24 protein-coding genes and 1 riboswitch are annotated in these 26,603 nt (G+C 55.9%); of the genes, 11 read left to right on the top strand and 13 right to left on the bottom strand.

What is annotated here, in order from left to right:
• The first annotated feature begins 59 nt into the window (after positions 1 to 59).
• Positions 60 to 1,703, top strand: a complete 1,644-nt coding sequence (locus OLX08_RS06890) for a thiamine pyrophosphate-dependent enzyme (RefSeq protein WP_391480555.1) — start codon at positions 60 to 62, stop codon at positions 1,701 to 1,703.
• On the opposite strand, the gene OLX08_RS06885 is transcribed toward OLX08_RS06890, so the two are convergent.
• The 3 genes from OLX08_RS06885 to cobO are packed head-to-tail and all read right to left on the bottom strand — an operon-like array spanning position 1,686 to position 3,004.
• Positions 1,686 to 2,033: a Lin0512 family protein gene (locus OLX08_RS06885; RefSeq protein WP_391480554.1), complete on the bottom strand. Its 348-nt coding sequence runs from the start codon at positions 2,031 to 2,033 to the stop codon at positions 1,686 to 1,688. The two genes, OLX08_RS06890 and OLX08_RS06885, sit on opposite strands and share 18 nt — an antisense overlap.
• A complete protein-coding gene (locus OLX08_RS06880) occupies positions 2,030 to 2,383 on the bottom strand; it encodes a Lin0512 family protein (RefSeq protein WP_341246142.1) in 354 nt (117 codons plus the stop codon). Before OLX08_RS06880 ends, OLX08_RS06885 begins: the two co-directional genes overlap by 4 nt.
• An 18-nt stretch (positions 2,384 to 2,401) precedes the next feature.
• Positions 2,402 to 3,004: a cob(I)yrinic acid a,c-diamide adenosyltransferase gene (cobO, locus tag OLX08_RS06875; protein WP_048598394.1), complete on the bottom strand. Its 603-nt coding sequence runs from the start codon at positions 3,002 to 3,004 to the stop codon at positions 2,402 to 2,404.
• 130 nt (positions 3,005 to 3,134) lie between these two features.
• On the opposite strand from cobO, the gene OLX08_RS06870 reads away from it, so the two are divergent.
• The gene (locus OLX08_RS06870) at positions 3,135 to 3,455 is read left to right on the top strand and encodes a hypothetical protein (protein ID WP_391480553.1); all 321 of its coding nucleotides are present in this window, start codon (positions 3,135 to 3,137) and stop codon (positions 3,453 to 3,455) included.
• Here the strand turns inward: OLX08_RS06870 and cobN are convergent.
• From cobN to OLX08_RS06850, 4 genes are all read right to left on the bottom strand, one after another.
• Positions 3,452 to 7,129 (bottom strand): cobaltochelatase subunit CobN, encoded by a 3,678-nt coding sequence (cobN, locus tag OLX08_RS06865; protein ID WP_391480551.1) that lies wholly within the window; start codon positions 7,127 to 7,129, stop codon positions 3,452 to 3,454. The genes OLX08_RS06870 and cobN overlap by 4 nt on opposite strands.
• Positions 7,130 to 7,134: 5 nt before the next feature.
• On the bottom strand, positions 7,135 to 7,617 hold the full coding sequence (locus OLX08_RS06860; protein ID WP_391480550.1) for a GNAT family N-acetyltransferase: 483 nt from the start codon (positions 7,615 to 7,617) through the stop codon (positions 7,135 to 7,137).
• Entirely contained in the window at positions 7,614 to 8,729 is a 1,116-nt protein-coding gene (gene cobW, locus OLX08_RS06855) for a cobalamin biosynthesis protein CobW (RefSeq protein WP_391480549.1), read from the bottom strand. Before cobW ends, OLX08_RS06860 begins: the two co-directional genes overlap by 4 nt.
• Before the next feature lie 89 nt (positions 8,730 to 8,818).
• Positions 8,819 to 9,496: an energy-coupling factor ABC transporter permease gene (locus tag OLX08_RS06850; protein WP_048598390.1), complete on the bottom strand. Its 678-nt coding sequence runs from the start codon at positions 9,494 to 9,496 to the stop codon at positions 8,819 to 8,821.
• Positions 9,497 to 9,528: 32 nt separating this feature from the next.
• A riboswitch (cobalamin riboswitch) is annotated at positions 9,529 to 9,744 on the bottom strand.
• Between the two features lie 223 nt (positions 9,745 to 9,967).
• Here OLX08_RS06850 and smc point away from each other — a divergent pair.
• Positions 9,968 to 13,423 (top strand): chromosome segregation protein SMC, encoded by a 3,456-nt coding sequence (smc, locus tag OLX08_RS06845; RefSeq protein WP_391480548.1) that lies wholly within the window; start codon positions 9,968 to 9,970, stop codon positions 13,421 to 13,423.
• Between the two features lie 8 nt (positions 13,424 to 13,431).
• On the opposite strand, the gene OLX08_RS06840 is transcribed toward smc, so the two are convergent.
• Genes OLX08_RS06840 through OLX08_RS06825 form a run of 4 tightly spaced genes read right to left on the bottom strand, consistent with a single transcriptional unit; the run spans position 13,432 to position 16,818 of the window.
• Positions 13,432 to 14,619, bottom strand: a complete 1,188-nt coding sequence (locus OLX08_RS06840; RefSeq protein ID WP_391480547.1) for a lytic murein transglycosylase — start codon at positions 14,617 to 14,619, stop codon at positions 13,432 to 13,434.
• A complete protein-coding gene (gene cbiB / locus OLX08_RS06835) occupies positions 14,616 to 15,509 on the bottom strand; it encodes an adenosylcobinamide-phosphate synthase CbiB (RefSeq protein WP_391480545.1) in 894 nt (297 codons plus the stop codon). The genes OLX08_RS06840 and cbiB overlap by 4 nt, the downstream gene beginning before the upstream one ends.
• Entirely contained in the window at positions 15,506 to 16,447 is a 942-nt protein-coding gene (locus OLX08_RS06830) for a threonine-phosphate decarboxylase (protein ID WP_391480544.1), read from the bottom strand. Before OLX08_RS06830 ends, cbiB begins: the two co-directional genes overlap by 4 nt.
• A complete protein-coding gene (locus OLX08_RS06825; protein WP_391480543.1) occupies positions 16,444 to 16,818 on the bottom strand; it encodes a DUF1636 family protein in 375 nt (124 codons plus the stop codon). Before OLX08_RS06825 ends, OLX08_RS06830 begins: the two co-directional genes overlap by 4 nt.
• Positions 16,819 to 16,968: 150 nt before the next feature.
• Between OLX08_RS06825 and OLX08_RS06820 the strand changes: the two genes are divergently transcribed.
• A complete protein-coding gene (locus OLX08_RS06820) occupies positions 16,969 to 17,385 on the top strand; it encodes a response regulator (protein WP_391480542.1) in 417 nt (138 codons plus the stop codon).
• A 17-nt stretch (positions 17,386 to 17,402) separates the two neighbouring features.
• Here the strand turns inward: OLX08_RS06820 and OLX08_RS06815 are convergent, their stop codons facing one another.
• The gene (locus tag OLX08_RS06815) at positions 17,403 to 18,377 is read right to left on the bottom strand and encodes a glutathione S-transferase family protein (RefSeq protein ID WP_391480540.1); all 975 of its coding nucleotides are present in this window, start codon (positions 18,375 to 18,377) and stop codon (positions 17,403 to 17,405) included.
• A gap of 285 nt (positions 18,378 to 18,662) precedes the next feature.
• On the opposite strand from OLX08_RS06815, the gene OLX08_RS06810 reads away from it, so the two are divergent.
• The 7 genes from OLX08_RS06810 to cobM are packed head-to-tail and all read left to right on the top strand — an operon-like array spanning position 18,663 to position 25,321.
• Positions 18,663 to 18,893, top strand: a complete 231-nt coding sequence (locus OLX08_RS06810) for a DUF6732 family protein (protein WP_391480538.1) — start codon at positions 18,663 to 18,665, stop codon at positions 18,891 to 18,893.
• On the top strand, positions 18,890 to 20,131 hold the full coding sequence (locus OLX08_RS06805) for a sirohydrochlorin chelatase (RefSeq protein WP_391480537.1): 1,242 nt from the start codon (positions 18,890 to 18,892) through the stop codon (positions 20,129 to 20,131). Before OLX08_RS06810 ends, OLX08_RS06805 begins: the two co-directional genes overlap by 4 nt.
• Positions 20,132 to 20,154: 23 nt before the next feature.
• Positions 20,155 to 20,793, top strand: coding sequence for a precorrin-8X methylmutase (locus tag OLX08_RS06800; RefSeq protein WP_391480535.1), 639 nt, complete (start codon positions 20,155 to 20,157; stop codon positions 20,791 to 20,793).
• 40 nt (positions 20,794 to 20,833) lie between these two features.
• Positions 20,834 to 22,042 (top strand): precorrin-6y C5,15-methyltransferase (decarboxylating) subunit CbiE, encoded by a 1,209-nt coding sequence (gene cbiE, locus OLX08_RS06795; protein ID WP_391480533.1) that lies wholly within the window; start codon positions 20,834 to 20,836, stop codon positions 22,040 to 22,042.
• A complete protein-coding gene (gene cobI, locus OLX08_RS06790) occupies positions 22,039 to 22,740 on the top strand; it encodes a precorrin-2 C(20)-methyltransferase (protein WP_391480532.1) in 702 nt (233 codons plus the stop codon). Before cbiE ends, cobI begins: the two co-directional genes overlap by 4 nt.
• The gene (gene cobJ, locus OLX08_RS06785) at positions 22,731 to 24,557 is read left to right on the top strand and encodes a precorrin-3B C(17)-methyltransferase (protein ID WP_391480530.1); all 1,827 of its coding nucleotides are present in this window, start codon (positions 22,731 to 22,733) and stop codon (positions 24,555 to 24,557) included. The genes cobI and cobJ overlap by 10 nt, the downstream gene beginning before the upstream one ends.
• The gene (cobM, locus tag OLX08_RS06780; protein ID WP_048598379.1) at positions 24,554 to 25,321 is read left to right on the top strand and encodes a precorrin-4 C(11)-methyltransferase; all 768 of its coding nucleotides are present in this window, start codon (positions 24,554 to 24,556) and stop codon (positions 25,319 to 25,321) included. The genes cobJ and cobM overlap by 4 nt, the downstream gene beginning before the upstream one ends.
• Positions 25,322 to 25,344: 23 nt before the next feature.
• Here cobM and OLX08_RS06775 read toward each other — a convergent pair whose 3' ends face one another.
• The gene (locus tag OLX08_RS06775; RefSeq protein ID WP_391480528.1) at positions 25,345 to 26,526 is read right to left on the bottom strand and encodes a MalY/PatB family protein; all 1,182 of its coding nucleotides are present in this window, start codon (positions 26,524 to 26,526) and stop codon (positions 25,345 to 25,347) included.
• Positions 26,527 to 26,603: the final 77 nt, after the last annotated feature.

Below are 26,603 nucleotides of genomic sequence, written 5' to 3'. Positions count from 1 at the left end.
CCTTTTGTTGATACGCGTGTCAGGTAAGGCAAATCGATGACAGAGCAAGGGCAGTGATCATGCAGCATGGTGGAAAAATCTTGGCAGCGCAGCTTGCAAAGATGGGTGTTAAGCGGGTTTTCCAAGTTCCGGGCGAAAGCTTTTTGGCGGCTCTGGATGGCTTGCTTGATCACGATATTGAAGTTGTTACCTGCCGCCATGAAGGTGCTGCGGCCATGATGGCTGAGGCACATGCAAAACTCACGGGCCAAGTTGGGGTGTGCTTTGTGACCCGTGGCCCTGGTGCTTGTAATGCCTCTGCGGGAATTCATATCGCGCGCCAAGACAGCAGCCCGGTGGTGATGTTTGTCGGTCAAATTGCGCGATCCGATCGGGGGCGCGAGGCGTTTCAAGAAGTCGACTACCGCCAGATGTTTGGTGATTTGGCGAAGTGGGTTGAGGAGGTTGATCAGACTGAACGCTTGCCAGAGTTTATCCAACGCGCTTTTCAAACGGCATTGTCAGGGCGGCCTGGTCCCGTTGTGTTGGCGTTGCCCGAAGATATGCTGAGCGCGGCCTGCAACGATGTACCCCTGCGTGAGGGTGCCGTGCTGCATCAAGCATCTGATCTAGCAGAACCCGCGAAGACAATCATGGAGCGGCTCGAAAGTGCGCAGCGTCCTCTTCTTGTTGTGGGCGGCCCGCATTGGTCCGCAGACGCGGCACAGAGTTTGCGTGAGTTTGTCGAGGCTAACAACATTCCCGTGGCCGCAGGGTTTCGCCGGCAAGATTACATCGACAATCAAAGCTTTGCGTATGCCGGTGATTTGAACGTTGGCCTGAACCCCAAGTTGGCAGCATGCTTCAAAAAAGCTGATTTGATCATCGCGCTTGGTAGTCGGTTGGGCGACATCGAAACGCAGGGCTATTTCCTGATGGCAGACCGAAAAGCGTTGGTTCATATCCATGCGGGTACTGAAGAAATTGGCCGTGTTTGGCCGACAGAGTTTGGTGTTGTTTCCCGTGCTGATGAGATGATCGCGGCGCTGCACAAGTGCGCGCCCCTTCAACGCCAGCCTGATTGGATGGCCGAGTGCCGCGCAGCATATGATGCATGGCTACAGCCCACGGAAAGCCCCGGAGATGCGAAGCAGGAAAACATTATCGGTTGGCTGTCGGAGACCCTGCCCAAGGACGCGATTGTCACGAACGGCGCGGGGAACTACGCCGCGTGGTTGCACCGTTATTTCAGCTACAAGAGCTACGGCACACAGCTTGCGCCAACTAGCGGCAGCATGGGGTATGGCTTTCCTGCTGCGATTGCAGCCAAACTTGAGCATCCTGCCAAAACGGTTGTTTGTTTAGCGGGCGACGGCTGTTTTCAAATGACGCTTAACGAAATGTCGACAGCGATGCAGCACGGTGCGTCCGTAATCGTGATTGTTATGAATAACCGGCGCTACGGCACCATTCGGATGCACCAAGAAAAGACATATCCTTCGCGCGTGAGCGGAACTGATATGGCGACCCCTGATTTTGCCGCCCTTGCCCGCGCCTATGGGGGTCACGGCGAGACGGTGCAAAATGACGGTCAATTCGCAGAAGCGTTCAAGCGCGCTGAAGCCAGTGGCAAAGTTTCAATCATCGAAGTGCAGCTTGATGAGGACGTGCTTTCAACGGGTCAATCGCTTAGTGCGACCCGTGCTTTAGCCTTGAAAGGGTAAAAATGCCTCAACCGCTGCAGTGGCAATAACGATGGTTTGGCCCGTTGCGGGGTTTGCACTGTTGTGTCCGCCTTTCACGCCCTTAACCGTTGCTTTGCCGCGCGGAAGTTTCGCGGTTAGCGCGTCAATATCAAGCTTTTCGGGCTCTGCCACACCAACGGTGACTTGCACGCGCATCATGTCGTGGGAAATACCCAAAGCCTCGAACATCGGAATAGATGAATGGCGCAGGGCATCTTCAATCGCACGCGCTGCGGCTTTTGTGTAATCCATACCGTAGAGGTCATTGCCCATGCCCATTTCAATGATGAAACGTTGATCAATACTCATGCGGTACCCTCCAGTTCGAGAGACACATGAATGACCGCGTGGGCCATGATGGTGGGGTTGCCACCTGCGGCCTCTGGGCGAGGAATATCAAGGCCGCCGTGGTGTGTCGTTATGTTGATTTGGCCGTACGGGAACACGGATTTCAGGCGCTCTGTGTCCACCGTATCTGGCGCTTGGCAGGCAATCTCGACGTCGATGATCATGTCCTCTTTGTCTTTGCCAAAGAGCTCCGCCAGATTGATCGAGTTGTGCCAAAGTGCATCCTTCAGGGCCTTTTCAGAGGCGGCTGTGTAATCTAGCCGGCGCAAGGAGCTGCCCATGCCAAATTCAGTCAACAAACGATGCTTCATGAGTGCCCCCAGCTTTGCCTAAAACTCAACGCCAATTTGCGCCTTGATACCCGAGCGGAACGGATGCTTGATCAACTCCATCTCAGTGACCAGATCGGCGTGTTCGATCAGTTCGTCTTTGGCATTGCGGCCTGTCAGAACGACGTGGGTCATATGGGGTTTGTGATCGCGTAAGAAGGCTACGACCTCGTTCACGTCAAGGTAATCATAGCGCAACGCGATGTTGATCTCGTCGAGCAGCACCATTTTGTTGGCGTCATCCAAGATCAGCTCTTTTGCCTTGGCCCACGCCGCCTGCGCCATTTCGGTGTCGCGTGACCGGTCTTGGGTCTCCCAAGTGAAGCCCTCGCCCATGGTGTGAAACGCACAAGTATCAGAGAATTTGGATAGGATCAGATCGCGCTCACCTGTGGACATGCCACCTTTAATGAACTGCACAACAGCGCATTGCATATCATGCGCGATACAGCGGAAGATCATGCCAAAGGCCGAGGAAGATTTACCCTTACCTTTGCCAGTGTGAACAATAACAAGGCCCTTTTCATCGGTTTTAGTCGCCATGATTTTATCACGAGCAACTTTCTTCTTGGCCATTTTCATTGCGTGGCGATCATCATCCATGTCCGGCTCCTATCCACTTGATGTGTCGTGTCGATCTAAGAGGGAAATACCTGGGAGGGCAATGGGCGTTAGGGCTTTGTTAAGGGATATTGCCGATTAGTGAAGACGTAGCGAGTTAAGGAGATTTGCGATGCGTCTGTTTTGGTGTGCCGTTTTGGTATTGGCGGGATGTGATATGGGCGGGCCTGCGTTCATCGGGTTGGAGCCAATGCGCATTTCTGTTGGCGGAAGCGATTTTACGGTTCGTCAACGAAACGACCGCGCAGAGGTCATTCGCACCAATATGGAGTGGGCACCGGACGCGGGTGCGGTTGCTGATAAAATGTTGATCGCTATCCAGCAAACTACTGGATGCATCGTTCGTAAGGGCACACTTAGCGGCGATCAGGCAAAGGCTGTTGCGCGCCTAAAATGCGTGGATGACGGAACCTATGAGATCAAACAGCGCTAGCGTTTGTAGGCATCAATGCGCGCTCGGGCCGAGTTTGAGCGGGGGACCCACAATCCACGGTCAATAGCCTCTTGAAGGCGACCGGCGATGTCGCGCAACGCGGGGTCATTGTGTTCTGCGATAAAGTCACGGGTATCATCATCTGCCAAAAATGCCTCTTCCACGAGGTCAAAGTGGTGCTGCTTTACAGCGCCTGTCGTAGCGGCAAATGCAAACAGATAATCCACTGTTGCAGCAATTTCGAAAGCGCCTTTGTAGCCATGCCGCTTAACCCCATCGATCCATTTGGGGTTCACCACACGTGACCTGACAACACGGCCAATCTCATCATCAAGGGTTCGGATTAACGGGCGTTCAGGGCGCGAGTGGTCGTTGTGATAAACCAGTGGGTCTTTGCCCTGTAGCGATGCCACAGCCGCCGCAGCGCCACCTTCAAATTGATAGTAGTCGTCGCTGTCCAGAATATCATGCTCGCGATTGTCTTGGTTTTGCACAATCGCATCTACTTGTGACAACCGCGCGCTTAGGCCGTCGCGGTCACGCGCGCCTTCAAGGTTTGCGCCGTAAGCGTAGCTACCCCACTCAAGATAGGCATCACCCAGATCAGCTTTGTCGCTCCAGAGACGCTCATCAATCATGGCTTGCAGGCCAGCACCGTAAGCGCCGGGTTTGCTACCATAAACGCGCGGCCCTTTGTTTAGCGCGGCATGGTTGTCAGGTTCATCCAGTTCTTGAATTGCGCGTGCAGCGCTGTCCACCAGCGCGATTTGTTGCGGAAACGCATCACGGAAAAAGCCCGAGACACGCAATGTCACGTCAACCCGTGGTCGGCCCAGAACGCTGTGCGGGATAATCTCAAAACCTGTGACGCGGCGCGATGCCATATCCCACTTGGGTTTAACCCCCATCAGTGCCAGTGCTTGTGCAATATCGTCACCGCCGGTACGCATATTGGCTGTGCCCCAAGCGGTCAGCAACAAGGCGCGGAGCCAGTCGCCGTTGTCCTGAAGATGCTTTTCAATCAGCAGGTTTGCCGACTTCCACCCAAGGGTCCACGCGGTTTGTGTGGGAATCGCGCGGCTGTCGACGGAATAAAAATTGCGGCCCGTTGGCAGTGTGTCCAAGCGACCACGGGTAGGGGCACCTGACGGACCCGCGGGGACGGCCAAACCGTTCAACCCGGTGAGCAGTGCGTTTGTTTCTGCGAGGCCACAGGCTGCAACGGTTGGGCGTACCACTTGGGCGATATGCTCCATAACCAACGCGCTTTCTGGGCCCGGGGCGTGCGCAGTTTCATCCAGCAATTTGATGGCGAATTCTTCAAGGCGCTCAACTGTGTCGCCTGCCGTGCGCCACGTGCCGCCGCCAAGTGCGTCCGGCTTGGGACCTGCCCACGGCGCGGACATTTCGCAATTCAAGGGATCAAATCCAAGCTCAAAGTCACGGGCAAGCGCGCCAATCAACGACGCATCCACACCCTCACCGCTGCCGCGTGCTACACGGGTCAGCGCAATCGTTAGATCACGCTCTTGGGTATCTGTGGGGGAGGTGCCGAAAATATGCAGGCCGTCGCGAATTTGCGCTTCTTTCAGCTCGCAAAGATAGGCGTCCAGCTTTGCAAGATCAGTATCTTCATCAGCCCCGTTCATGCCAACATCACGGTCAATTCCTGTTGCTGCGGTCAGGGACAAAATCTCGCGGCGCAGATGGGTGATCCGGCGTGGATCAACACCAGCGGCTTCGTAATATTCATCCACGAGGGCCTCAAGATCTTTGAGCGGCCCGTAGGTTTCAGCGCGCGTTAGCGGCGGGGTGAGGTGATCAAGGATCACAGCCTGCGCGCGGCGTTTTGCTTGGGTGCCTTCGCCGGGATCGTTGACGATGAACGGGTAAAGGTGCGGCGTGGGACCAAAGACAACTTCGGGCCAACACGTTTGGGAAAGCGCTACTGCTTTACCTGGAAGCCACTCGAGGTTGCCGTGTTTGCCCATGTGCACAATTGCATTGGTACCCCAATGGTGGCGAAGCCAGATATAAAACGCGAGATAGTTGTGCGGTGGTATCAGATCAGGTGAGTGGTATGTTTCCTCAGGATCGATGTTGTAGCCACGTGCAGGCTGGACACCGACCACGGCATTACCAAACTCAAAGATCGATAGTTTGAAGCCGTCTTCTTGTGCCTGCGTCGCGGATATTTTTGAACAAAAGAAGGGATCGTCTGTTGGCGCGCCCCATTTGTCGTTCATCTGTTGTTTGATGTCATAAGGCAGCGCGTTGAAGTGTTGTTCGTAGATGCTGAGCGGAAGATGCACGCCGCCAGTTGTCTGTGCACGGTCCGTCAGCCAGTTGGTGGGACCCTCCATGATCATATCCATCAGTGCCTTGGATGAGGCAGGGGGCGCAGTGTTGTAACCGTCACGGGTAAGTGCGCCAAGCGCATCAACTGTTGCAGCTGGCGTATCAAGGCCCACGCCATTTGCGAGGCGGCCGTCTTTGTTGGGGTAGTTCGCCAGAACGAGCGCCACTTTTCTGTTTGCTTTGGGGGTGTGCCGCAGCTTTGCCCAGTTGGCTGTAAGCTGTGTGACGAAATCAATTCGGTCACCTACGGCTTGATACGTTGCGATGGGACATTGGGTTGCCTCGTCAAAATAGGCCTCGCCCTTGAACGATACAGCGCGGCTCAAGATGCGGCCGTCTACTTCTGGCAGGGCTACATTCATCGCGATGTCGCGTGCGGACAGTCCCGTCAAACCGTCTGCCCATGCGTCTTGTGAACTTGCTGATAGCACGACCTGAAATACGGGTGCTTGATTGGCAGCAGCGCTCGTCAAAGGGTTTTCCGGTGTGTTTTGCTCATGCGGGCTACCAACTGCAAAAGACGTACAGTTCAAAATGCTGGCTGGCGGTGCTTCGCTAAATAGATGCTCAAGGGTGGCTTGGCTAACAGGGTCTTTTAGGGACGCCACAAACACTGGCATTGGGTTTAGCCCCGCTCGCAACAGTGATTTTACCAAACGGTTTATGGGGTTCAGGCCTGCGCCTTGGACAAGCGCGCGGTAGAAAATGATTGGAACGACTGGCGCGTTTTTGGTCCAGTTTTCTTGTAGGCTGGCCATCGTGGGGGATTGCTCGCCCGGCCAATAAAGTCCTGCGCGTAGCAATGGCGCGGCTGCTGCCGGTGATGTCCCGCGCCCAAGCATGGCATTGGTGTATTCCAGAAAACCAGTGGCGTTGGCCGGGCCGCCTTCTGTCAAATATGCCCAGAGTGCGTCGTAGTCTTCATCGCTTACGGTCGACAGATTGCGCAGCTCTGGATCAGGTTTGTCATCACCGGGCAACAAAGCCAAAGGTATGTCGTTGTCATGGCAATTGGCGGCGTATTGCTCAACGCCGTAGCGCCAGTATCCCGTTCCCCCAAGCACCCGCGCAATTATCAGTTTTGAGCCTGATGTGCAGTCTTGGATGTGCAAATCAACGGACATCGGATGCATCAAATGCATCATGCTGGCCAGTCGTAGTGTAGGTGGAGACTGCATCTCGGCACGGGCGCCAGACAAGGCTGCCAACTCTGTGTCTGCTGCTGAAATGAACACAACATCCGCTGGCGTTTGGCCAAGGTCTACGGGTTCTTTCCCGTCATCAATTGAACCGGGTGTCGCGGCAAGAAGGTGCATTGGGTTTACTCTGGGTTATGAGAAATGGTGGTGATGTCAGCCAGCGTTTTGGTCATGAAAATACTTGTCGCGTTTTGGGTGTAATCCCCAAAAGGGCCGCATGTTTCAAAGCCGTGGCGTGCATAAAGGCGGTGCGCCGCGTGCAGAGCGTTGCCAGTTTCCAACTTAAGTTCGGGCAGTTTGAGCGAGCGCGCGTGATCTTCTAGTGCGCGCAAAATAGCATCTGCGATCCCCTGGCCACGGGCCTCTGGGTCAACGAACATAGACTTCAACTCACCGTAGTTTTCGCGCGCAGCTACTGCACCGGTCCCCCGAATGACTTGCCCGCGCCGAGCCACAAAAAAGTGGATGTCCGGTGCGCATAGCTCATCAATGTTGAGGAACGCGTTGTCTTCGGGTGGAAACAGGCTTTCCATCAGACGATGGCTTTGCGTAAGCAGTGCCGTCGCCTGTGGGTCTTTTGGATCGCCTGGTTCTACGATGATCATGCGCGCAGGGCAGCGTCGATTGCACTGCGGTCAAGGCCCGCTTGGCCAATCACAACAAGCCGCGTTTGACGCGGGGCCGTTCCAAAAGGCTGGTCGAAATACGTATCAACCCGTGGCCCAACCGCTTGCAACGTAAGGCGCATTGGTTTGCCTTCGACCGCAGCAAAACCTTTGAGGCGCAAAATGTCATGGGTTTGGATGACATCTGCGACTTGTGCTGCAAACGCCTTCGCATCACCAATTTCGCCCAAGGTGACAACAAAGGATTCAAAGGCATCATGGTCGTGATCGTGATGATGGTGGTGATGTCCGTTATCATCGTCATGGGCGTGATCATGATCGTCATGATGATGTTCGCCATCTTCTGCGTGGTGGTCATCGTGATGGTGATGATGCACCTCGGCGCGCGCTTCCATATCACTCTCGGAACCAACACCTTGGCCAAGCAAAACGTCAACAGGCAGCGCGCCCATCGAGGCTTTGACAACCTGCACACCGCTTCGTGCTTCGGATTTCAGTTTGTCCGTAAGGGCAGTGGCCTCATCTGCGCTTAGAAGGTCAGATTTGTTCACCACAATCATGTCTGCACAGGCGATTTGGTCCTCGAATAGTTCGGACAGGGGTGTCTCGTGATCAAGGTTGTCGTCAAGTTTGCGTTGGGCATCTACTGCCGCAACTGAATGTGCAAAGCGTCCTTCCGTTACGGCTTTTCCATCCACTACTGTAACGACACCGTCGACGGTCACTTTGGTTGAAATGCCGGGCCAGTTGAAAGCGCGGACAAGCGGTTGTGGCAGCGCAAGGCCAGAGGTCTCAATCACGATATGATCAGGTGCGTTTTCACGCTCGAGCAGTTTTTCCATCGTCGGGATAAAATCATCGGCTACGGTGCAACAGATGCAGCCGTTTGACAGCTCCATGATATCATCTTCGGTACAGGTCTCGTCACCGCAGCCCTTAAGAATGTCACCATCCACACCAAGATCGCCAAACTCGTTGATGATCAACGCGATGCGCTTGCCTTGTGCGTTTTGCAGCATGTGGCGGATCAGTGTTGTTTTGCCTGCGCCCAGAAAACCAGTGACGACAGTAGCAGGAATTTTCGCAGCCATAATGGCCTCCATGTCAAAAAGATGCGCCGGCAACCCGTGGGGGCCACCGGCGTCAAAACCGTTCAGTTGCTGTTCGCAAATGAGAGTGCTTAGGCGGCGTTGTAGAGACGCGGTGTCACAAAACCTGTGCCATCGAGACCCTTCATGCGCTTGGCTGCTGCAAGCACCGCAAGGTCAGCAACTGGCTCAATGAGCAACACCAGCATGTACGCCGCGCCAAATGACGCAACTGCTGCAAGGTTCTCTGCGCCAAAACCTTGGCCGTAGATTGCCCAGAAAGCCACCCAAGCGACAACGCCACCTTGGTATGCACCAGAAAGCTTCAGCGCCTGGCCGTATGACAGGTCAACGTAAGCTGTGTTTGGCGCAATGATCTTTTTCGCCATGTGGTGGATCGCAAAGAGCGGCACCAGAAGTGTTGTTGCGTTGACTGTGATCATGCCCAGGTCAGTTGGTGCGAAGAACAAGCCTTGGATCAACAGGCCAAGTGCCAGCCCGATCGCCGCAGGGCCGGTGCCCAGGATCAGCAAGATTGTCGTGCCGAGGATGAAGTGAACTTCTGATACGCCAACAGCGAAGTGGGGCAGGACTTCGAAAAAGATGAAAACAGCGATCGTTGCGATCAAGCTGCGTGCCACAAGCGACAAAGCACCTTTTTGAACAAGCGCTTCCCACGCCATTTTCGCGCCGTATCCGGCAGCACCCGCGAAGGTTGCGTAGCTTAGGGCCATTTTTGCGCCACTGACGACGCCTGGTTCGATATGCATAACTATTCTCCTTTGCCTGTCACACCCGACAGGGGTTTGCATTTCTGCACGGCTGGTCTCCTGGCTTGCGGGTCAACACGTACCGTCGCCTTCCCAGTTTCCCAGTGGCTTAATGACGGACGCTCACCGCTTACAGTCGCGGGGGCGGCTGCGGTTTTGGACCCCGAATTGGGTTGGCCCGTCCCGCATTCCCATTTGATCCCCGACGCTTTGCGTCTGATCGGGGAACCATGCTGGTATGTTGTGACTGTTCTGACGCGTTCAAGCAAGGGAGATTCCGACCTACCACGCCCCAAGAACGGCAGGGTACGCTTTGATTTATGTACGGTTTTGCAATGTATTTAGCAGATTTTGCGCAATATATTGTGGATAAGTGGGCGGTTTGGGGCAGATACGGTGGTGTGGCGTTGACAGGTAGGCGGCGTGGGCGTTCCACTATGGGCGTGAATGGAATCACCCAAAGGACTTGCCTTGCGCTTTTCACGACTCAGATTGAACGGCTTCAAAAGCTTTGTTGACCCAACAGACTTGGTCATTGCTGATGGGCTGACTGGCGTTGTCGGGCCAAACGGCTGTGGCAAGTCCAACCTGCTTGAGGCGTTGCGTTGGGTCATGGGGGAAAACCGGCCAACCGCGATGCGCGGCGGTGGTATGGAAGATGTGATCTTTGCGGGGGCTTCAACGCGGCCCGCACGCAACTTCGCTGAAGTCAGTCTGATCATTGATAATGCCGAACGCTTGGCGCCTGCGGGCTTTAATGACGCGGATCAGCTTGAGGTCGTGCGCCGGATCACGCGGGACGTTGGCTCAGCCTACAAAGCAAATACAAAAGACGTTCGCGCGCGCGACGTGCAGATGCTGTTCGCGGACGCAAGCACGGGTGCACATTCACCCGCGCTGGTGCGGCAGGGACAAATCTCTGAGTTGATCAACGCCAAACCAAAGGCGCGTCGCCGTATTCTTGAAGAAGCGGCAGGTATTAGTGGCCTGTATCAACGCCGTCATGAAGCAGAACTCAAACTGCGGGGGGCGGAAACGAACCTAAGCCGCGTCGATGATGTGATTGAACAACTTGCTGCCCAGTTAGGTCAGTTAGCCCGCCAAGCACGACAGGCGGCGCGCTACCGCGAGATCAATTCGGGTTTACGTCTTGCAGAGGGGCTTTTGCTCTATCGGCGTTGGAAAGAAGCAGACGAGGCCCGCGCTGCAGCAGATGAACATCTAAAGGCGCAAACTGTGCTTGCTGCCCAAGCGGAAACAGCGGCGCGCGCTGCCGCAAAAACGCGGCAAGCTGCTGATGAAGCTTTGCCACCATTGCGCGAAGAAGAGGCGATCGCCGCCGCGGTGTTGCAGCGTCTTGAAGTTGGCCGCGATGCGCTTTCTGAACAAGAAAGTCGTGCCGCCGAGTTGATTGAAACCCTGACCAGCCGCATTTCACAGCTAACCCGCGATATTGAGCGCGAAACCGGCCTGAACAAAGATGCTGACGAGACGATTGCGCGCCTTGAGTGGGAAGCGCAGGAAATCGCCAAAGCTTCTGAGGGGCATGACGCACGCCTGGCGGAAGCCAAAACAGTGGCTTCTGAAGCAGCGCAAATCCTGCAAGACCGCGAAGCTGCTTTAAGTGAGATGACCGAGGATGTGGCGCGCCTCGCTGCCCGCCATCAATCTGCGAACCGTATCCTTGATGATAGCCGTAAGACACTTGATAAAAATGAGGCGGAGGCCGAAAAATCACGTGACGCAATGCGCGTCGCCAAGCAGGCGCAAGCAACCGCCAAGGCCGAGTTTGAAGTGGCTGAGCGTGAAGCGGTCGAAGCGGCTGAAACAGTGCAAAGCGCTGATGCGGCATTGATTGAGGCGGAAGCAGCCCGGACTGAGACCCAATCGCTGGAGGCGGATGCACGTGCGGCGCTGTCTGAGGCGGATGGTGAGGTCAGCGCGCTGCGTGCCGAAGTGAACGCACTTAGTAAATTGGTTGATCGTGACACCGCTGAGGGCGGTCAGTTGATGGATGTTCTGTCCGTTGGCGCAGGGTTTGAAAAAGCGCTTGGTGCCGCGCTCGCGGATGATTTGAAAGCACCGCTTGTGTCAAACAATGACCCCTCTGGATGGGCTGTTTTGCCTGCGTATGACAGCACGCAGGCCTTGCCGGATGGCGTGACACCGTTGTCTGCGCATGTGGACGCACCTGATGTGTTGGCGCGTCGTTTGTCGCAGATCGGGCTGGTTGAAGCTGATCGGGGAAACGCCGCGCAGGTTAATTTGGCGCCCGGCCAGCGGTTGGTTTCGGTTGAAGGTGATCTGTGGCGTTGGGACGGGTTTCGCGCTAGTGCTGAAGACGCGCCGTCTGCCGCCGCTTTGCGTCTGCAACAGCTCAACCGTCTTGAGGCGTTGAAAAAAGAAATGAACGAGGCTGAGGCCCGTGCCGACGGTGCACGCGATGCCCACACCCTCTTGCAAACGCGCTTGCGCGAGTTGACCGCGGCGGACCAAGCAGCGCGTCAGGCGCGCCGCGATGCGGATCAATTGCTATCAAATGCGGGTCGAAAAGTGTCGCGCGCCGAAGCGGATCAATCGATCGCCCAAAGCAAGCTTGAGACACTAGATTTGGCGGTTAAACGCTTTGAGGATGAGGCAACAGCTGCGCGTGCCCGCTTAGCAGAGGCTGAAAAAAGCGTAGCAGAACTTGGGGACTTGGACGCAGCACGCGGTGCTGTTGAAGACGTCAAGATGACAGTAGAAGCGGCGCGGATGACCATGATGGCCAAGCGTTCTGCGTCCGATGAAGTGCGCCGCGAAGGCGAGGCCCGCGTGCGCCGTTCCCAAGACATAGCCAAAGAGAGCAGCAGCTGGAAAAGTCGGCTGGAAACAGCAGAGAAGCGCTCGTCTGAACTTGCTGAACGCCGTGAAACTTCAGAGCAGGAGTTGCAAAAAGCGCAAGCTGCCCCTGCTGAACTTGCTGCGAAGCGTGAGACGTTGTTGTCCGAGATTACAACCGCCGAGACACGCCGCCGAGCCGCCGCTGACGCACTGGCCGAAGCTGATACAGTGCAGCGCGCGGCGGTAAACGCAGAGCGTGAGGCAGAACGTGCGGCCTCAGAAGCGCGCGAAGCACGCGCACGTTCCGAGGCGTTGGCGGATGCTGCGAAAGAAGCAGTCGGTGTGGCCGCCGAACGTATTCAAGATGAGATGGAAGTAACGCCGCAAGCCCTGCTGGAAAAGCTTGAGGTAGATGCAGATCAGATGCCCCCGTCAGAGCAGATCGAGTCAGAGGTAAACCGGTTAAAGCGTCAACGGGACGCCTTGGGTGCCGTGAATTTGCGCGCCGAGGAAGATAGTAAAGAAGTCCAAGTTGAGCATGACGCGCTTGTCGCTGAGAAGCAGGACTTGGAAGCAGCCATTCGTGAATTGCGCACTGGTATTGCAAGCCTGAATAAAGAAGGCCGCGAGAGGCTTTTGACAGCTTTTGAGCAAGTGAACGATAATTTCGGCATGCTCTTTACTCATTTGTTTGGCGGTGGTGAGGCCCGTCTTGTTTTGGTGGAAAGCGATGACCCGCTGGAAGCCGGCCTTGAGATTATGTGCCAGCCCCCGGGCAAGAAGCTGTCGACCCTGTCCCTGCTTTCTGGTGGTGAGCAGACGTTGACTGCGCTCGCGCTAATCTTTGCGGTATTCTTGGCCAACCCTGCGCCTATTTGTGTGCTCGATGAGGTTGATGCCCCTCTTGATGATGCCAACGTGACGCGCTTTTGCGATATGCTTGATGAGATGACCCGCCGCACCAACACACGGTTTTTGACGATCACCCACCACGCGGTGACGATGTCACGGATGGATCGCCTGTTTGGGGTCACAATGGCTGAACAAGGCGTGAGCCAGTTGGTCAGTGTCGATCTGAAAAAAGCCGAAGCGATGGTTGCGTGAGCTGAATTCTAAAGGCGATCAAGTAGCTCAGGTGTTGGCCATGCGTCCGCAGGCATGCCAAGCTTTTGTTGCACATCTTGAACGGCCGCGCGGGTGCCTGCGCCCAAGATGCCGTCGATTTTCCCAACGTCGTATCCACGGGCCGCTAATTTGCTTTGAAGCGCTTTCATGCGGTCACCATCAAGGCCCGCATCAGGGTTTCCGGCGTCATAAACTGGCGCGCCGGATAGCCGTGTTGCGAAATAGGCGGCAGTGGTCACGTAGACAAAACTCTGGTTCCATTCGAACAAAACTTTGAAGTTTGGATAGGCCAAAAACACAGGCCCGTTACGACCTTGGGGTGCAATCAGTGATGCTTTCAGCCGGCTGTTGCCTAGTGATCCGCTGCGCGCTGTGATGCCGCGCTTTTGCCAATCCGCGACGGTCAGTTCTTTGTCCGTGCCGCTGAGCGACCAATCAAAACCTGCTGGTGCGCTCACTTCATGCAGCCAAGGCTGGTTCGCTTTCCAACCCAAGTCTGCCAAAAGTTTTGCGCCAGACATCAGCGCATCAGGGGCAGAGGTTTTAAGGCTGACCCGTCCATCACCATCAGCGTCAACGCCGTTTTGTAAGATGTCCTCGGGTAGCATCTGAACCATGCCAATTTCGCCAGCCCAAGCGCCCGTCGTTGTGCTTGGGTCCATGCCGCCCTGTTCGTAAAGCTCAATCGCGGCAAGAACCTGCGGGCGGAAAAGGTCTGGACGGCGGCAATCATGGGCAAGCGTCACAAGCGCATCGCGGGTGTTGTAGTTGCCTTGAAATGCGCCAAAATCCGTTTCAAACGCCCAGAATGCCAGTAAAATACCACGCGGCACGCCAAATTGACGCTCAGCGCGATCAAACGTGCTGGCCCACTTTTTGGCGTTTGCGGCCCCTGCGTTGATGCGGTTGCTGCTGATCAGAGCGCGTGAAAATTCGATGAATGGCTTTTGAAAAACACCTTGGCTTCTGTCGGCTTTCAAGACGGACGCGCTTTGTTGGGTGCCGTCAAAGAATGTGTTGACGGTCCTTCGGCTATGACCTTTGGCGAGGGCCTCTGTCTTTAGATCAGCGATGAAGGCGTTGAACGACCCGCCGCATGGCGTTTGTGCTGCCACTGTCAGCGGTGCGAGGCAGGTAAGGGTCGTGACAAAGGCGATGCGGAGAAGGGCGTTCATGCTTGACTCATTCCTAACCATAGCAATAGTGACAAGGCGAGGGCAGCTGCCCATGCGCTCCATAATACTGCTACAGCTTGCTCAATATCGCGGGGCGCTGCAACCTTTCTTGCGGCGGCGTTGACCCACGGAAAGTCTGTAAGCTGACCCTCATAAGTGCGTGGACCCGATAGGGCGATGTCGAGACGAAGGGCCATTGCGGCCTCGGGCCAGCCTGCGTTTGGCGAGCGGTGCAAGCGGGCGTCGGGGCCAATTTTGGTGATCTGCATTGGCGCAATTAACAACGCGGTTAGCCGCGCTGGAATGAAATTTAACACATCATCAAGGCGCGCTGCGGCCCAGCCAAACGCCTCGTGGCGGGGCGTGCGATAGCCGATCATGCTATCTGCGGTGTTCGTAATTTTATAGATCAGCAAGCCCGGAAGACCCGCGACAGCAAACCAAAACGCTGGGGCAATAATGCCGTCGCTCAGATTTTCTGCCGCACTTTCAATGGCTGCACGGCCAACGGCGTTCTCATCCATCTGGCGTGTGTCGCGGCCAACAATCATCGCGACTTCTGCGCGCCCTTCCTCAAGTCCTGTGCGCAGACCTTTTGCGACGGCCAGCACGTGATCAACCAGTGACCTTTGGGCCAAAAGAATTGCTGTAATAATAACCTGAATGGGCCAGCCAAGGGTGCTGAGCAGCAATCCAAGAATGCCCATCGCAAAACAAAAGGCGATCATCATGAGCGCACCTTTGATGCGCTTGTGTTCGCCGTTGTTGAAGCGCTCGTCGCCCAAACCGATCAGCCGGCCCATCAATACGGCGGGGTGGGGTAGTCGCGACCAAAGCCATTTCGGTTCACCGAAAATCGCATCAAGGATCATCGCAAGCGACAAAATCATAAGGCGGCCTCAAGCTGTTGCCATTGATCAGGGGCAGGTAGGCCAAGGCGCAGCCAATCGCCCGCGTAAGGGAAAACGCGTGACCAGACATGGCCCTCTGCCAAGCGTGTTTGCCAGCTTTGCGCGTCGTCGACTTGGTACAGCCTAAACAGGTCCGTGCCGCCTACTACTTTGGCGTTATGTTGGGTCATCAGATCATCAAGGCGGCGTGCATCTGCGGCCAGACGCTGACGGGTTGCCGTGGCCCAGTCATGATCGGATAGCGCGCGCGCACCCAGTGCCAGTGTTGGTCCCGCAACAGCCCAAGGGCCTAGTTGCTCGCTCAGCCCAGCAAGGGTTTTGGGGTGGCCAATGGCAAACCCAAGTCGCGCGCCTGCAAGTCCCCAAAACTTGCCAAAGCTTTTTAGAACGATCGTATTTTTATCTGCAGTACGGTGCACCATGCTATCACTCGGACACACATCGCCAAAGCTTTCATCAATGATTGTGAGGCGTGCAGCAGCGTTCGGAAGGCACATGTCGCCGTCTGGATTATTGGGCCGAACCAACACGTGAACATCGCCGGCATCGGGGCTGACATCCCAGCCGTGATGACGAAATGCGGCGGCATGTTCATTGTAGGTGCGGTTCTGAATTTGTGCGCCGCTTAGCCCCTTGAGGGCCGGCAACATCGGCATCTGCGCAATGATTGCTGATGCACCACCTGCGGGAATAATTGTTGCATTGTCTGGCGCGTTCCAAAAATCCCGTGCGGCATTGATCAACGCATCGAGGGCTGCTTGGTCGGGCAGTGCAGTCCAGCTATCCGCGGCGATGTCTTTTACCGGATAAGCAACAGGGTTGATGCCCGTGCTTAGATCAAGCCAGCTGTCACGCGTGCCGCCAAATGTTGCCACTGCCGCATCAAGCCCGCCCCCATGATCGCGGGCGTTGCTCATGCTTGGTCTGACTTGGGAAGCGGTTGGTGGCGCGTTACAAAATGCCCCTTGATGGCCTGCGGCCACTCGCGGAATGGCACCTGCCCGGTTTCGCTGGCGGCGTGTTTTTGCGCATATTCCACGATACCCGCGGCAGCTTCTTCAGAGGGGGCAAAGTTGCCAAGTGTGTAGGCCAGTTTACCCTCGCCCTGAATTGCCACATTGCACGCACGGGTACAGCCCATCAGGCACGAGACGCGGCGTGTTTTCACATCGCCATTCGCTTCGGCTTCGATCAAGGCAGCAAGTTGTTCGCCGTGGGTTTGCGCGTCGGTAGCAGCGTCCCAATCGCCATGCTTGCACGTATCACAAATGGTAATCCAAGTGGTCATGATCTTTGCCTTTTCCGCTGTCAGTTTTTGCTGCGCAGACACAACCGTAATTGCCTGAGCACTGCAAGGCGAATTGGTTGGTAAAGAATAGTTTACCGCTTTGAACAACAAACTTAGCCGTTGGCTGGCAAACTGTGTTATGAACGCAAAATGAACAGAGCGATTGTTGATTCTGTTTGGGTGTTTTTGGGTTGTGAGTTTATGCCGGTTTTGGTGGTTGAGAATAATAGTGATCTAGCAAAGATCTGGGCCAGCCATTTACGGCGGATGGGGCCCTGGGTCGATATTGCAGCAACGGCTGACGAGGCCACTGATGCTTTGATCAAGAAGGACTACCGCGTTGTTGTGCTGGATTTAGACCTGCCTGACGGCAGTGCGCTTGGGTTGGCCGACATCATCAGCTACCGCCATCCGATGTGTAAGGTTGTGCTGGTGACCAAAAGCACGTTCTTCTCGGATGGCAGTATTTTCCGCAACGTGCCCAATGCATGCGGGTTCCTGAGTAAAGGAACGAACCCGCATGATTTAGCGGCTTTGGTCACCCATCATATGCCTGATCAGACATAAGTTGGCTGGTCGAATGGTCAGCCGCGTCCGTGGGGCTCCATGAAGTCCAGATCAGGGTTAATCGGCAAAATGCGGCTCGGGTTAATGGTGTCGTGGCTGTAGTGGTAGTGACGGATGATGTGCGCCATACCAACTGTGCCAGCAACGCCCTCAATTTGATACAAATCGCGCGTGTAAGCCCACAGATTGGGGTAGTCGATGATGCGCTTTTTGTTGCACTTGAAGTGCAAGTGATACACCGGATCAAACCGAACAAGCGTGGTGAAGAGGCGCCAATCTGCTTCGGTTACTTTGTCACCCATCAGGTAGCGGCTTTTGCTCAACCGCTCTTCCAGCCACTCCAAACTTTCAAAAAGTGGGATCACACCTGCCTCATATGCATCTTGTGATGTGGCAAAGCCTGCTTTGTAGACGCCGTTGTTGACGGTGTTGTAGATGCGGTCGTTTACCTCTTCGATGTCATCGCGCATTTCTTCGGGCCAATAGTCGGCTGTGTTACCAGTGATGTCATTGAATGCCGAATTGAACATCCGAATGATTTCAGCGCTTTCGTTGCTCACAATTGTGTTGCGCTCTTTGTCCCACAAAATGGGCACTGTCACACGGCCCGAGACTTTTGGATCGGCGCGCAGGTAAATGTCACGAGCAAACGGCAGATCAAAAAGCGTGTCGCCTGTTGCGCCATCGTCGTCCTTCTCAAACGTCCAGCCGTCGCTGAGCATATCTGGGTGGACCACTGAAACAGTGATGTGATCCGTTAGGTCTTTGAGTTGGCGAAAAATCAGCGTGCGGTGCGCCCAAGGGCAAGCAAGCGATACATAAAGGTGATAGCGACCGCTTTCGGCTTTAAAGCCATCGGTGCCTGATGGCCCCGCGCTGCCGTCTGCAGTGATCCAGTTACGGAACGCAGCCGTGGTGCGTTTGAACGCGCCACCTGTGGATTTTGTATCGTACCAAACGTCGTGCCAAACACCATCAACCAGCTGACCCATTGTGAAATTCCCTCCGCATTAATCGTTGCCGCAACCCTAACGTTGCGCAGATGCACAACAAACCCCGACGCGCGCGCAACTACTGCGCATATCTGCACAGGTCGTAAACGGGCGCTGGCGTGCCTTTTATCCGTTTGCACACAGGCCTGCGCGCCGATACACCTGTCGAAGACGACGCCCAAGTGGGGCCAGACCGAAGGCATGCAATGATCGACCCAGACAGGGGATCGACGCGTGTATCGTCAAGGTTCCGCACGGCTGCCTGAATGTGCGGGAGATGACCCTATGAAACACCTGATTGCCATCCTAAGTGTGCTGCCTCTTTTTGCGGCACCTGCAAATGCGCACGTTGGCCACTGGGCTGATGTGGCGGGGCATGATCATTGGGTTGCGGCAGGCGCGCTTGGCGCTGCAGCGGCTGCGGCACTTTGGGGGTGGCGCAAGGGCAAAAAGGACGAGGCAGAGGCCGAAGAGGCAGATGCGGTTGAGCCCACCACCGAGGAGGAACCCGCATGAGCAACGATGCAAACCCGAAAATCGGTGTGATGATCTGTGGGCACGGGTCACGTTCGCAGTCTGCGGTGGATGAATTTGCGACCCTTGCGGATAAACTGCCCGCGTTTTTGCCGCCTGAATGGCAGACAGAATATGGGTATCTTGAATTCGCCAATCCGGTCATTCGTGATGGTCTTGATAAGTTGCGCGCAGGTGGGTGCGAGAAAATCCTCGCGGTACCCGGCATGTTGTTTGCCGCGATGCACGCGAAAAACGATATCCCGACCGTTCTGAATACATATGCCGCTAAGCACGGGGTTGATGTGAGCTATGGCCGTGAATTGGGCGTTGATCCCAAGATGATTGCCGCTGCTGCGGGACGTATTCAAGAAGCGGTTGACGAAGCTAATAAGTCCGAGTTTGTGGAAAACCACGATACCTGCTTGGTGGTGATTGGCCGTGGTGCGTCTGATCCCGATGCGAATGGTAACGTGGCAAAGATTGCGCGGATGCTGCACGAGGGCATCGGTTTCGGCTGGGTTGAAGTTGGCTATTCAGGTGTGACGTTCCCGCTGGTTGAGCCTTGTCTGCAACACGCTGCCAAGTTGGGATACAAGCGGATCATCGTCTTCCCGTATTTCTTATTCTCAGGCATTTTGATCGACCGCATTTACGGCTTCACGGATCAGGTTGCTGCCGATCATCCTGATATCAGCTTTGTCAAAGCGGGCTATCTTGGGGATCACCCCAAAGTGCTTGAAACATTTGCGGAGCGTGTGCGCGAACAGATGGGGGCAAACCCGCCGCCCAACTGTGGTACATGCGCGTATCGGACCCAAGTTCTCGCACCGGATGGCCAGGCGCCGATCACCATCCCCGCGTCCGAGCGTGCGAGCCACCCTGCGTTTTCCGACACACCGCCACCGACATGTGTGTTGTGCAAATACCGTACTCAGGTGCTGGGTTTTGAAGCTGAGGTTGGCGCCATTCAAGACAGCCATCACCACCATGTTGAAGGGCAAGGTGCGTCTGCGCCGGGTTCAAACGTGGCCGATTGTAAGCTTTGCGACACGTTCTGCACGGGCATGTGCCGTCTTGAGATGCAGGACAATCATCACCATCATCATCATGGTGACCACAGTCATGATCATGATCACGCGGAGCACGATCATCATCACCACGATCATGATCATGCGCACCCTGAATATCCTCATGCAAAACACCCGCATGGGCCCGAAAGCGCGCGCAAAGCCCGTTAAGGGCCGCGCAGATAGGCCTCTCCATGCGTCCATATGAAAAAGTTCCCTCGGCGATTTATGCCCAGTCTTTCGCCACGGTCCGCTCCGAGGCGAACCTTGCGCGCTTTGATGACGGGTTGCAGTCGCTTGTTATCCGTTTGATCCACGCGTGTGGCATGGTTGAAATTGCTGACCGTATCGCCTTTTCCGGCGGTGCCTATGAGGCTGGCGCTAGTGCGTTGCGCGCCGGTGCGCCCGTGCTGTGTGATTGTGAGATGGTCGCCAGCGGGATCATTCGCCGTTACCTGCCCGCAAACAACGATGTGATCTGCACTTTGAACAACGCGGAAACTCCTGAACACGCCAAGACCATCGAAAACACCCGCTCAGCGGCGGCTGTTGATGCGTGGTTGCCCCATCTTGAGGGAGCCGTCGTGGCGATTGGCAACGCGCCCACGGCCCTTTTTCGGCTTTTGGAACATTTGGACGCTGGCGCACCAAAGCCCGCGATCATTTTTGGTTTTCCTGTGGGTTTTGTGGGCGCGGCCGAATCCAAAGCCGAGTTGGCAGTGAATGCGCGCGGATGTGACTTCGTGGCTTTGCGCGGCCGTCGCGGCGGGTCTGCAATTGCGTCTGCGGCAGTAAATGCGCTGTCCGCGGGTCTGCCGGAGATTGCAAAGTGAGTGTTGATCGATCTTCCAAAACTGAGGTGCGGTTCGGCTCATGAGTAACGCGGCACCATGGTTGCATATCGTCGGGATTGGCGAAGATGGTATGGACGGGCTGACCCCCGCAACGCGCGCAGTGGTTGAGGCCGCAGACGTCATCATTGGCGGCGAGCGTCATCACAGCTTAACCCCAGATGTATCAGCGCAACGCATCGCGTGGCCAAGCCCGTTTGATGCGCTGATTGACACCCTTGAGGCGCACAAAGGCCAACGTGTTGTTGTGTTGGCCACGGGTGATCCACTTTGGTTTTCTGTGGGTGCGCGAATTGGGCGGTCTATCCCTTCTGAGCAAATCACTTACCATCCGCAGCTAAGTGCGTTTCAACTGGCCTCGGCGCGGATGGGCTGGTCGCTTGCGGATGTTGAGACCCTGACGGTTCATGGCCGGCCCGTTAGCCAAATGGTGGCGTTCATTCAGCCGGACCAGCGGTTGATCGTTTTGACAACGGGCGTTGAAACACCGGCACAGATCGCAGAGTTTTTGTCGTCGCGCGGGTTTGGCCAGTCAAAAATGACTGTGCTTGCGGCCATGGGCGGTGAAAACGAGAAACGTTTTGATGCCACCGCTGACGGTTGGAACCACGAAGTGCCAGCGTTCAACACGCTTTGTGTCGAATGCATTGCGGCACCAGATGCGGCTTTGTTGCCGCGTGTTCCTGGCTTGGCAGATGAGCTGTTCCAATCAGATGGGACCATGACCAAACAAGAAGTGCGTGCGGCAACAGTGGCAAAGCTGATGCCGATGCGCGGCGCACTGCTGTGGGATATCGGTACGGGGTGCGGCTCTGTTGCGATCGAGTGGATGCGCGCGGCGCGCTATGCCCGCGCCATTGGTATTGAGCCACGCGCAGATCGGCGTGCAATGGCCGCGCAAAACGCACTTGCACTGGGCGTGCCGAAACTTGAGCTGGTTGAGGGTAAAGTCCCAGACATGCTTGACGGTCTTGAGGCACCTGACGCAATTTTTATCGGTGGTGGCCTAAGCGAACAGACTTTCAACATTGCTTGGGAAAACCTGCGCCCCCTCGGACGGTTAGTGGCAAATGCAGTGACACTTGAATCAGAGGCGCTGTTAATCGCGCTGCATCAAAAACATGGCGGTCAGTTGGCGAAGCTGCAGATCAGCCGTGCTGAGCCGGTTGGTGCGTATCACGGCTGGCGACCGTCCATGCCTGTGACCCAATGGAGCCTTATCAAAAGATGACTGGAACTCTTTATGGCGTAGGCGTTGGCCCCGGTGATCCGGAGTTGATGACGCTGAAGGCAGATCGTTTGATCCGTGCTGCCAAAGTAATTGCCTATCCAACACTGGCTGGCGCGCACAGTTTTGCCCGCTCTATTGCGGCGGGCTCAATCGCTGAGGGCGCAACAGAAATTGTGATGGACGTGCCAATGACCGTTGCGCGCCAACCTGCACAAGACGCCTATGATGCGGGCGCTGCACAAATTGAAGACGCCCTTCGCAGCGGTCTTGATGTTGTGTGTCTGTGTGAGGGTGACCCGTTCTTTTACGGCTCTTTCATGTATCTTTACGCGCGTTTGTCGGGCGAGTTCACCTGTCAGGTCGTGCCAGGCGTTACGTCCATGACGGCAAGTGCTGCGATGACAGGTATGCCACTTGCGGCGCGCAACGAGGTCCTCACGGTCATTCCCGGCCCCCTTGAAGAAGCAGCCCTTGAGGCGCGCATTGCCGGATCTGACAGTCTGGTCATCATGAAGGTTGGTCGCCATCTGCCAAAAATTCGCGCGGTGATTGAACGTCTCGGCCTGTTGGACCAAGCCACTTATATTGAGCGCGCAACGCTACCTGCGCAGGTCACGCTGCCTCTCGCAAAAGCGCCTGAAAAGGCGCCCTATTTTTCTATGATCCTTATTACGAAAGGGGCCGATCCATGGCTCTAACTTCCCCTAAGTCGCCTGTTGTGTTGGCGCTGTCTGCATCTGGTGAGGCCACAGCGCACCGTGTTGCCAAGGCGATTGGCGCACAGGTGCATGGCCGCGAGGGTCGTGTCGCGAAGGCTGACGTATTCTTTGCCAACGCACTTGACCATGCACGCGATTTATTTGCGGCAGGCATGCCGATTGTGGGTGTTTGCGCCAGCGGTATTTTGATCCGCGGTGTGGCGCCTTTGTTGGGCGACAAAACATCAGAGCCGCCTGTTGTGTCCGTATCCGATGATGGGTCGGTTGTTGTGCCTTTGCTTGGTGGGCACCGCGGGGCCAACCGGATTGCGCGCGAAATTTCAGTGGCTCTTGGGGCGACAGCTGCAGTGACGACCGCAGGCGATGTGTCGCTTGGTGTGTCGCTTGATGAACCGCCAGTTGGCTGGCGCTTGGCAAACCCCGAAGATGCAAAAGCCGCTATGGCAGGTCTGCTCGCGGGCGGGGGCGCTACTATTTCCGGAGACGCGGCCGCTGATGCGACGTGGCTTGCTGATTTGCCCAAGGGGGACGGCCTTCGTATTTCCTGCACAACCGCTGACGTAAAAGGTGGGCCAGATCATTTGGTGTTTCACCCCCAATTGTTTGCATTGGGTGTGGGTTGCGCGCGCAATGCTGACCCTGTGGAATTGGCTGAGCTGGTTTCTCAAACACTTGCGGATGCGGGCATTGCAGCCGGTGCGATCCACTCTGTCAGCTCACTTGATTTGAAGGGGGATGAGCCGGCGATGAACCAGCTTGCAGCACAGCTTGGTGTGCCCTTCCGCGTGTTTGATGCGGCAAGCCTTGAAGCTGAGACACCTCGGTTGGCTAACCCGTCTGATGTGGTTTTTGCTGAAGTCGGATGCCACGGTGTGTCAGAAGGCGCAGCCCTTGCGCAAGCGGGCCCAGATGCCACTTTGCGCGTAGAAAAGCGTAAAACAGCCAACGCCACATGCGCTGTGGCAGAACTGGCGCAACCGCTGACTGAGATGCGTGGCCGCTCACGCGGGCGTTTGTCGATTGTGGGTATTGGACCGGGACAAGCCACTTGGCGAACCCCCGAGGTCAGCCGCCTTGTGGCCGACGCTGAAGAGCTGGTTGGCTATGGTCTTTACATTGATCTGCTGGGTCCGTTGGCGGCAGGTAAAGCGCGCTCTGACTTCCCGTTGGGGGGTGAGGAAGATCGCTGTCGCTATGCGCTGGAACAAGCCGCGAAGGGGCTGAATGTGGCGCTGGTCTGTTCGGGTGATGCGGGCATTTACGCCATGGGCGCGCTGGTGTTTGAATTGCTGGACCGCGACGCAGATGCGCTTGGGGTGAGTGATGTGGCCAAACGTGTTGATGTGGTCTGCTCGCCTGGTGTGTCGGCTTTGCAGGGTGCGGCAGCGCGTGCAGGTGCACCCCTTGGGCATGATTTCTGCGCGATTAGCCTGTCAGATTTGCTGACCCCGCGGGAAGATATCGTGAAGCGTTTGCATGCGGCGGCTGAGGGCGATTTTGTGATTGCATTCTACAACCCCGTTTCAATGCGCCGCCGCACTTTGTTGGCCGAAGCCCGCGACATTTTGCTTAAGCACCGCCCCGCCACAACGCCAGTAATGCTGGCGTCGTCTTTGGGTCGTCCAGAAGAACATATTCGCTACCGCAATCTTGCGGATCTGGAGGTGGATGAGGTGGACATGCTGACAGTTGTCTTGGTCGGTTCAAGCCATTCAAAGCTTGCCCAATTGGGTGAAGGTCCGCGCATGTACACGCCGCGCGGTTACGCACGCAAAATCGATGGAGATCTGTCATGACCGTTTATTTTATTGGTGCCGGCCCCGGTGATCCCGATCTGTTGACCCTGAAGGCGCAGCGTATCATCAGCCGGTGCCCTGTGTGCCTTTATGCCGGTTCTTTGGTGCCCGAAGCCGTTGTGGGTGAAGCACCTGCGGATGCGCGCGTGATGGACACTGCCCCAATGACCCTTGAGGACACGCACGCTGAAATTCTGACAGCGCATAAAGCGGGTCAAGATGTGGCGCGCGTTCATTCTGGCGATCCGTCGCTTTATGGCGCAATCGCAGAGCAAATCCGGTTGTTGCGTCGTGACGGTATTGATTACGAGATCATCCCCGGTGTGCCTGCATACGCGGCGGCGGCGGCGGCTCTTGGTCAAGAACTGACCATCCCTGAGATTGGTCAATCTATCGTTCTGACGCGGATGTCGATGAAATCAACATCAATGCCAGCAGGTGAAACGCTTGAGAATTTTGCCAAAACGGGTACAACTCTTGCGATCCATTTGGCAATTCGTAACCTGCGCGAAATTGAGCGCCAGTTGATCCCGTACTACGGTGAAGATTGCCCTGTGGTTGTTGCTTACCGCGCCAGTTGGCCGGATCAGTTGTTTATCCGTGGCACGCTGTCAGACATCCGCGAAAAAGTCCGTGCTGCAAAAATCACGCGCACCGCGTTGATCATGGTGGGCCCCGTGTTGGGCGAGGTTAAAGACTTCAAAGACAGCGCGCTTTACGATCCAGCCACACCGCATGTGCTGCGCCCGAAGGTCAAAACCTGATCGGGCGCACTGCACGTTATTTTCTACTGAAGGTCGCTGAACGCGCGTTGCATCCGTGCGACCGCGTCATGCACCGTGCTGCGCGGACAGGCGATGTTGAAGCGTAAGAAATTCTCGCCGCCCTTACCAAAAGTAGGTCCATGATTGGCAGCAATCTTTGCCACGTCTTGGGCCCGTTTGGTGAACTCCTCGCGGGTCATGCCCGTGCCTGAGAAATCTACCCAAGCCAGATATGTGCTTTCAAGGGGCATGGATTTTAGCCCCGGAATTGCGTTGATGCCCTCGTCGAAAATACGGGCGTTTTCGGCAATATAGGAACAAACTTCATCGACCCATTTCGCTCCCTCCGGTGAGTAGGCCGCAGTCGCCATAAACAAGCCAAAGCTGTTTGCTGAAATGCCAAGGGCGGCCATGCGCGCGGCAAATTTTGCGCGTAACGAAGCATCTTCAATGATTACATTGCCCGAGTGTGATCCTGCGATGTTGAAGGTTTTTGTTGTCGCCGTCATCATAACGGTGCGCGCGACCGTATCGGTTTCATGGGCGATGTGTTGGTAGGGGATGTGCTGGGCGCCTGGTGACAAAATAAGATCGTGGTGAATTTCGTCGCTGACCACGATCAAGTCGTGACGTTTGGCGAAATGCGCGATGTCTGTCAGCTCTTGATGTGTCCAGACCCGTCCGCTGGGATTATGCGGTGAGCACAGCATCATCATGGTTTCGCGCCCCGTCATCGCCCCCTCAAATGCGTCGAAATCAAGGGTGTATTTCCCATCCGTTTGGGTCAATTCAAGTTCGGTTACTGTCCGCCCTGCGGCTTTGATGACGCGGGCAAAGGCGTGGTAGACGGGGGTGAACAGAACGACCGCATCGCCTTCGTTTGTAAAGGCGTCCACACACATGGCGGTACCGTTGACCAACCCGTGGGTTGTGAAAATCCACTCGGGCTGTACGTCCCAGCCGTGGCGATTTTTCATCCACCATTGAATTGCGGCTGTGTATTTACTGTCGTCCCCGAAATAGCCGTATACCTCGTGGTCGCGCATCTTTTGGATGGCGTCTTGGATGCACTGGGGTGCTGCAAAATCCATATCTGCCACCCACATCGAAAGACCTTCATCGGCAGAAACGCCATAGATGCTTTCCATCATGTCCCACTTCACTGAATGGGTGCCGCGGCGGTCGATGATTTCGTCAAAGCTCATGGGGGTCTCTCCGGATTACATGTAACACTGGCAGTGTTAGCCGCGCCCACCGTGATTGCAAGCAGGGCTATTGCCTG

Source organism: Nereida ignava (assembly GCF_047114695.1).
GTDB classification, from domain to species: domain Bacteria; phylum Pseudomonadota; class Alphaproteobacteria; order Rhodobacterales; family Rhodobacteraceae; genus Nereida; species Nereida ignava.
The sequence above is the reverse complement of the archived record's forward strand: the minus strand, read 5'-3'. Positions and strand labels throughout refer to the sequence as shown.